This is a genomic window from Acidocella sp. MX-AZ02 (genome assembly GCF_000306035.1).
Lineage (GTDB): Bacteria > Pseudomonadota > Alphaproteobacteria > Acetobacterales > Acetobacteraceae > Acidocella > Acidocella facilis.
This window is the reverse complement of the sequence record NZ_JH976209.1, coordinates 111,715-118,458: the sequence shown is the minus strand read 5'-3', so window position 1 is coordinate 118,458 and position 6,744 is coordinate 111,715. Positions and strand designations below refer to the sequence as shown.

Annotated in this window: 4 protein-coding genes; all 4 read right to left on the bottom strand. The window is 65.8% G+C overall.

Translation table 11 applies throughout. The features are described from left to right. A partial coding sequence (locus MXAZACID_RS12780; RefSeq protein WP_008494825.1) for an ABC transporter ATP-binding protein occupies positions 1 to 802 on the bottom strand: 802 nt, incomplete at its 3' end. Positions 803 to 880: 78 nt separating this feature from the next. Beyond that, entirely contained in the window at positions 881 to 2,398 is a 1,518-nt protein-coding gene (locus MXAZACID_RS12775) for an efflux transporter outer membrane subunit (protein ID WP_008494823.1), read from the bottom strand. 3 nt (positions 2,399 to 2,401) lie between these two features. Further along, positions 2,402 to 5,542: an efflux RND transporter permease subunit gene (locus MXAZACID_RS12770; RefSeq protein WP_008494822.1), complete on the bottom strand. Its 3,141-nt coding sequence runs from the start codon at positions 5,540 to 5,542 to the stop codon at positions 2,402 to 2,404. Positions 5,543 to 5,563: 21 nt separating this feature from the next. Continuing rightward, the gene (locus tag MXAZACID_RS12765; protein WP_008494821.1) at positions 5,564 to 6,742 is read right to left on the bottom strand and encodes an efflux RND transporter periplasmic adaptor subunit; all 1,179 of its coding nucleotides are present in this window, start codon (positions 6,740 to 6,742) and stop codon (positions 5,564 to 5,566) included. Positions 6,743 to 6,744: the final 2 nt, after the last annotated feature.

The following is a 6,744-nucleotide window of genomic DNA, read 5'->3' as shown; positions in this document are numbered from 1 at the left end:
GCCCCCACCAGAGCGCCACCAGCCCGGCACAGGTGCCCAGCGGCCGCAGCACCCGGCTCATCGCCCCCTGCCCCGCCAGCAAGGCGCGCAGCAGCTCGGCCTGGGTGTGCAGCAGCGCCTCGTCATCCGGGGCGCGGGGCGGGGTGCCGGGCACGGTGATCGCCGGGCCGAGGCGCGCCGGCTGCCCCGCCATCACATGCAGGCTGTGGCCGAGCCGGCAGGCTTCCAGCGGGTCGTGGGTGATCAGCAGCATCGTCCGCCCGGCCAGCAGCGTTGCCGCCAGCGTCTGCATCTGGGCGCGGGTGATCGCATCCAGCGCGGAAAAGGGCTCGTCCATCAGCACCACCGGCCGGTCCTCATACAGCGTGCGGGCCAGAGCGACGCGCTGGCGCATGCCCCCGGAGAGTTCCTTGGGCAAAGCCCGCTCGCGCCCGGCCAGCCCCACCGCTTCCAGCAGCGCCATGGCCCGCGCATGATCCGGGCGCTGCCCGCGCAGGCGGCTGCCGAGTGTGACATTCTCAAGGGCGCGCGCCCAGGGATAGAGCAGATCCTGCTGGCCCATCCAGGCGATGCGCGGGGCCAAAGCCTGGCCGTCATCGGCCTCCACCACCCCGGCATCCGGCGTCTCCAGCCCGGCGGCGATGCGCAGCAGGCTGGTCTTGCCCACCCCGCTCGCCCCCAGCAGCGCCACGCAGCGGCCCGCCGGCACGCGCAGCGCCAGCCCCTCGAACAGCGGGCGGCCTTCATAGCGCAGGGTCAGCCCGTGCAGATGCAAACCGGGCGGCTTGGGCGTTTGCTTCATCCCGTTCAGCTATACCCGCTTGCGCGCATGAAAAAAGGCCGGACCCTGGGGTCCGGCCTTGCACGGAGCCATTGCCTGTCAGTTGCCTGTCAGCGATGTGGGCTTGCCGGGGGTTTGGCCGGTCTGGGGCTGGGCCACCGGCTGCGCGGCGGGCATCGTGGCCGGCACTGGCTGCGTGCCCGGGGTGCTGTTCGCCTCCCAGCCGCCGCCCAGCGCCTTGTACAGCGTGATCTCGTTCTGCCGCTGCGCCAGCTGCAGCGCCACCAGATTGAGCTGCGCGCTGAGCAGATCATTCTGCGCCACCAGCACGTTCAGATAGGTATCGATCCCCGCCTTGAAGCGCATCTGCGCCAACGTGTAATAACGCTGATCCGCGTTCACCAGATCCTGCTCATACTTGACCTGGTCCACATAGGTCTCACGGCCGTTCAGCGCGTCCGAGACATCGTGGAAGGCGGACTGGATGGTCGCCTCATAGGTCGCGATCTGGATCTTCTTCTCGACCTTGGCGATGTCGAGATTGGCGATATTGGCGCCGGCGGTGAAGATCGGGATGGTGATCTGCGGCTGGAAGGACCAGGAGGTCTGACCGCCGGAGAACAGGCTGCTGAGGCTGTTGCTGGCGACACCGCCGCTGGCGGTGAGCGAGATCGACGGGAAAAACGCCGCCCGCGCCGCGCCGATATTGGCATTCGCCGCCAGCAGCTCATGCTCGGCCGCGCGGATATCCGGGCGGCGGGTGAGCAGGTCGGAGGGCAGGCCCGCCGGCACGTGCGGCAGCTTGGCCTCGGCATCCAGCCCGTCCACCGCGTTCATCTGCGCCAGCAGGGCCGGCGGAATCGGCGCGCCGGCCAGCAACACCAGCTCATCCATATCCTGCGCCACCTGGCGCTGATATTGCGCGACGCTGGCCGCCGCCGTGTCGTAGGTGATCTGCGCCTGGGCCAGATCCTGCGCCGTCACCGTGCCGTTATTCAGCTCCAGCTGCACCAGCGACAGGGATTTCTGGTCCGCCGCCGCGGTGTTCTGCGAAATCCGCAGCGATTGCCGATCCGCCAGCCAGGTATCGTACTCGGACGCCACCTGCGCCACCAGCGAGATCTGCGTGCTGAGCGCGGTATCCAGATCGCTCAGAAAGGTCTCGTGCGCGGATTTCGCGGTCGCGCGCAGCTTGCCGAACAGGTCGATCTCCCAGGAGACCGCCTGCGCGCCCAGGCTGTATTCATGCGAGGTGATGGCCCGCCCGGCGGAGCTGAGATTGGCCGGGGTGTGGGTGACGGTTTGATAGGCATCGCCCTCGATGGTCGGGAACAGGCTGGCGCGGTCGACGCGATATTGCGCCTGCGCCTGCTGCACGTTCAGCGCCGTCTCGCGGAAATTGCGGTTATTCGCGAGGCTGAGGGAAATCAGCTGCTGCAGCGCCGGATCCTTGAAGAAATCCTTCCAGCCGAGATCGGCGGCGGCGGGGCCGGCGCCGCCACCCGCCACCGGGTAGGCATTCTGCACCGGCAGCGCCGGGCGGTGATAGGCCGGGATGAGCGAGCAGCCCGAGAGCAGCCCCAGCATCAGGGCGGAGACCGGTTTCACGTTACGCATGGATCAATGGCCCCCGCCGGTATGTGTCACTTCCACCTGCTCCGATTTGCGGCGCACCTTGGTCAAGCCAAGCACCACGACGAAGAAGATCGGCACGAAGAAAATGGCGAGCACCGTGGCGGTGACCATGCCGCCGACAACGGCGGTGCCGATGGCGGTTCGCGCCCCCGCCCCCGCGCCGGTCGCGATCGCCAGCGGGAAGGTGCCGAGGACGAAGGCGATCGAGGTCATCAGGATCGGCCGCAACCGCTCCTGCGCCGCATGCAGCGCCGCATCGAACAGGCTTTCGCCCTGCTCATAGAAGTTCCGGGCGAACTCGACGATCAGAATGGCGTTCTTCACCGCCAGCCCCATCGTGGTGAGCAGGCCGATCTGGAAATACACGTCATTGGCAATGCCGCGCAGCAGATTGGCCAGCACCGCGCCGATGATGCCCAGCGGCACCACCAGCATCACCGCCACCGGGATCGACCAGCTTTCATACAAGGCCGCCAGGCAGAGCAGGATGAAGACGACGGAGATGGTGTAGAGCGCGCCGGTCTGCGAGCCGGCTTTCACCTGCTCGTAAGAAAGGCCGGTCCATTGCATGGTGACGCCCTTGGGCAGCTCGGCGGCGAGTTTCTCGACCTCCGCCATCGCCGTGCCCGAGCTCACCCCCGGGGCCGGCTGGCCCTGAATCTCATAGGCCTCGTCACCATTATAGATTTCCACCGCCTGCGGGCCGACGCTCCAGCTGCCGGAGGTGAAGGCGCTGAAGGGCACCATGCCGCCGGACGAATTGCGGACATACCATTTATCCAGGTCGCTCGGCTGCATGCGCGCATCCGCCTCACCCTGGACATAGACATCCTTCACGCGTCCGTCGCGCTGGAACTGGTCGACATATTCCGAGGCCAAGGCCGCCTGAATGGTGGTGTTGACATCGCTCATCGACAGCCCGAGCGCCGAGGCCGCCTCACGATCGACCTTCAGATTATATTGCGGCGCCTCGCCGAGGCCATTGGGGCGCACCGCCTCCAGCAGATGATCCTGCGCCGCCAGCCCGAGGAACTTGTTGCGGGCATTGAAGAAATCCTGGCTGCTGAGATTGCCGGAATTCATCAGCTCCAGATCGAAGCCGGTGGCGTTGCCCAGCTCCAGCACCGGCGGCGGCTGCAGCACGAAAACCTGCCCGGCCGGGTTGCCGGCGAAATGCGCCATCACCCGGTTCGCGATCGCGGCGACATTCTGCGACGCCTTGGGCCGGTCGGCCCAGGGCTTCATCAGCATCACCAGGAAGCCCTGGCTCTGCGCCTGACCGGCGAAGCTGAAGCCGGTGACGTTGAAGACGGACTTCACGTTCGCGGATTCGGTCTTGTCGATATAGTCACGCAGCTCGGTGTTCAACGCCGTGGTCTGCTCGGCGGTGGAGCCGGTCGGCAGGGTCACCTGGCCCAGCAGCAGCCCCTGATCCTCGTTCGGCAGAAAGCCTGTCGGCAGCCGGGTGAACAGGAAGACGGTGAGGATGGTGATGCAGACAAAGCCCACCATGGTCAGCCGGCGATGGCGCGACATCCTGCGCACGCCGCCGAGATAACCGTTACGGGTACGGTTGAAATTGCGGTTGAACCAGCCATAGAACCCGCGCGTGCCGGCCCCTTCCTTCGGCGGGCGCAACAGCGAGCCGCAGAGCGAGGGGGTGAAGATCAGCGCGGTCAGGATCGACAGCACCATGGCCGAAACGATGGTGACCGAGAATTGCCGATAGATCACGCCGGTGGAGCCGCCGAAGAAGGCCATCGGCAGGAACACCGCCGCCAGCACCAGCGCGATGCCGACCAGCGCCCCGGAGATTTCATCCATCGATTGGCGCGCCGCCTCTTTCGGCGCGAGCTTGCGCTCATGCATCAGACGATCGACATTTTCCACGACGACGATGGCGTCATCGACGAGCAGGCCGACGGCCAGCACCATCGCCAGCATGGTCAGGGTGTTGATCGAGTAGCCCAGCGCCGCCAGCACCCCGAACGTGCCCAAGAGCACGATCGGCACGGCGATGGTCGGCACCAGCGTGGCGCGGATATTCTGCAGGAACAGCAGCATCACCAGGAACACCAGCACGATGGCTTCCAGCAGCGTCTGCACGACCTCTTCCAGCGACAGCACGATATAGGGCTGGGTATCGTAGGGATAAACCAGCTTCACCCCCGGCGGCAGGCTCTTCGCCAGCACCGCCAGCTCCTGCTTCACCGCTTTTTCGGTATCCAGCTGGTTGGCGCCGGGCGCCAGTTTCAGCCCCATGGCGGCGGTCGGGTGACCGTTGAAGGTGGCGTCGATCGCGTAGCTCTGCGGCCCCAGCTCGACCTTGGCGACATCTTTCAGCCGCACCTGGGCGCCGCTGGTCTCCACCTTCAGCAGAATATTCTCGAACTGCTTGGGATCGGTAAACTGGCTCGGGCCGTTGATCAGCGCGTCGAGCCGCTGGCCCTTCACCGCCGGCAGGCTGCCCAGCTCGCCGGACGGCACCTGGATGTTCTGCGCCTGGATGGCGGAGACGACATCGGCGGCGGTCAGCCCGTATTTGAACAGCTCACCCGGATTGAGCCAGATGCGCATCGCATATTCCGAGCCGAACAGCGTGTAATCGCCAACGCCGGGAATACGGGTGATCGGATCCTCGAAATTGGAGGCGATGTAATCCCCGAGTGCGGCGTGATCCATGGTGCTGTTCGTGGATTCCAGCGCGAAGAACAACATATAGTTCTTCTCGGCCTTGCGCACATTGATGCCGCTTTGGGTCACTTCGCTCGGCAAGGTCGGCTCGGCCAGAGAGAGCTTATTCTGCACCTGCACCTGGGCGATGTTCGGATCGGTACCCTGCTTGAAGGTCAGGGTGATCGTCACCGCGCCGGTCGCCTCGGCGGTGGAATCGATATATTCCAGCCCGTCCAGACCCGACATTTGCTGCAGGATCGGCCGGATCACGGTATTCGCCGCCGTCGTCGCATTCGCGCCGGCATAGCTGGTGGAGATCGAGATCGCCGGCGGGGCGATGGAGGGATATTGCGCGATCGGCAGCTGGGTAATCTCGATGGCGCCGGCCAACATCAGCACCAGCGCCAGAACCCAGGCGAAAATCGGCCTGTCAATAAAGAAACGTGACATATCGGAGTCCTGGAACCGGGGTCAGGAGGCGGCGTTGCCGGAGGCGAATTTGGCGGTCTCGTCGGTGGGCGTGACCTTCTGGCCGGGGGTGGCGTTGAGCAGCCCATCGACGATCACGCGATCGCCCGGCTGCAGCCCGCCCGTCACCACCCAGTCATTGCCGAGCGTGGCGCCGGTCTTGATCACCTTCTGCGCGACCACATCATCCTTTCCGACCACCAGCACGGTCGGGTCGCCATGGGTGTCGTGGGAGACCGCCTGCTCGGGCACCAGAATGCCGTTCTTGTCCACCCCTTCATCGATCACCGCGTGCACATACATGCCCGGCAGCAGCAGATGGTCGGGGTTGGGGAAGATCGCGCGGACCAGCACCGTGCCGGTGGCCTGGTCCACATTCACCTCGGCGAACTGCATCTTGCCCGCCGGCGCGTAGGTGCTGCCGTCCTCCAGGGTCAGCGTCACCTTGGCCGTGCCATCGGCGTTGGTCTGCAACGTGCCGGACTGCATTTCCTGCTTCAGCCGCAGCCAGGTCTCGGAGGATTCGTTCAGATCGACATAGATCGGGTCGAGCTGCGTCACCGTCGCCAGGGCCGTGCTCTGGTTCGCCGTCACCAGCGCGCCGGGGGTCACCGTGGAGGCGCCGATGGTGCCCGAGATCGGCGAGAACACCTTGGTGTAATTCAGGTTGATCTGCGCGCTCTCGATGCTGGCCTTGGCGGAGGCGACATTGGCCTCGTCCTCTTTCACCGTCGCCAGCGCATTGTCGTAGGATTGCTGGCTGACGGCCTGGGCCTGCGCCAGAGGCTTGTAGCGGCGGGCCTGCGCCTGATCCGTGGCCAGCTGCGCCTCGTCATGCTTTAATGTGGCAACGGCACTGTCATAAGTCGCCTGATAGGGCGCCGGGTCGATCTGATAAAGCTGCTGCCCGGCCTTCACATCCGAACCCTCGACGAACAGCCGCTTGAGAATCACCCCGGTCACCTGCGGGATGATCGGCGCCGTCATCACCGCGGCGGTACGGCCCGGCAACTCGGTTTCCCGGGTCACCGGCTGAGTTTTGATGGTGACCGTGCCCACCGCCGGCGGCGGCGGCGCGGAGGCGGCCTTCTGCTTGTCACAACCAGCCAGAAGCGTGAGCCCGGCAAGGCACGTTGCCGCCAGGGCACGGCCACGGGCGGGGCGACGAAATTCGACGGACATCA

Bases quoted from the DNA above. Each gene is read 5' to 3' on its own strand.
- MXAZACID_RS12775 (WP_008494823.1), bottom strand. From the start codon at position 2,398: ATGCGTAACGTGAAACCGGTCTCCGCCCTGATGCTGGGGCTGCTCTCG.
- MXAZACID_RS12770 (WP_008494822.1), bottom strand. From the start codon at position 5,542: ATGTCACGTTTCTTTATTGACAGGCCGATTTTCGCCTGGGTTCTGGCG.
- MXAZACID_RS12765 (WP_008494821.1), bottom strand. From the start codon at position 6,742: ATGTCCGTCGAATTTCGTCGCCCCGCCCGTGGCCGTGCCCTGGCGGCA.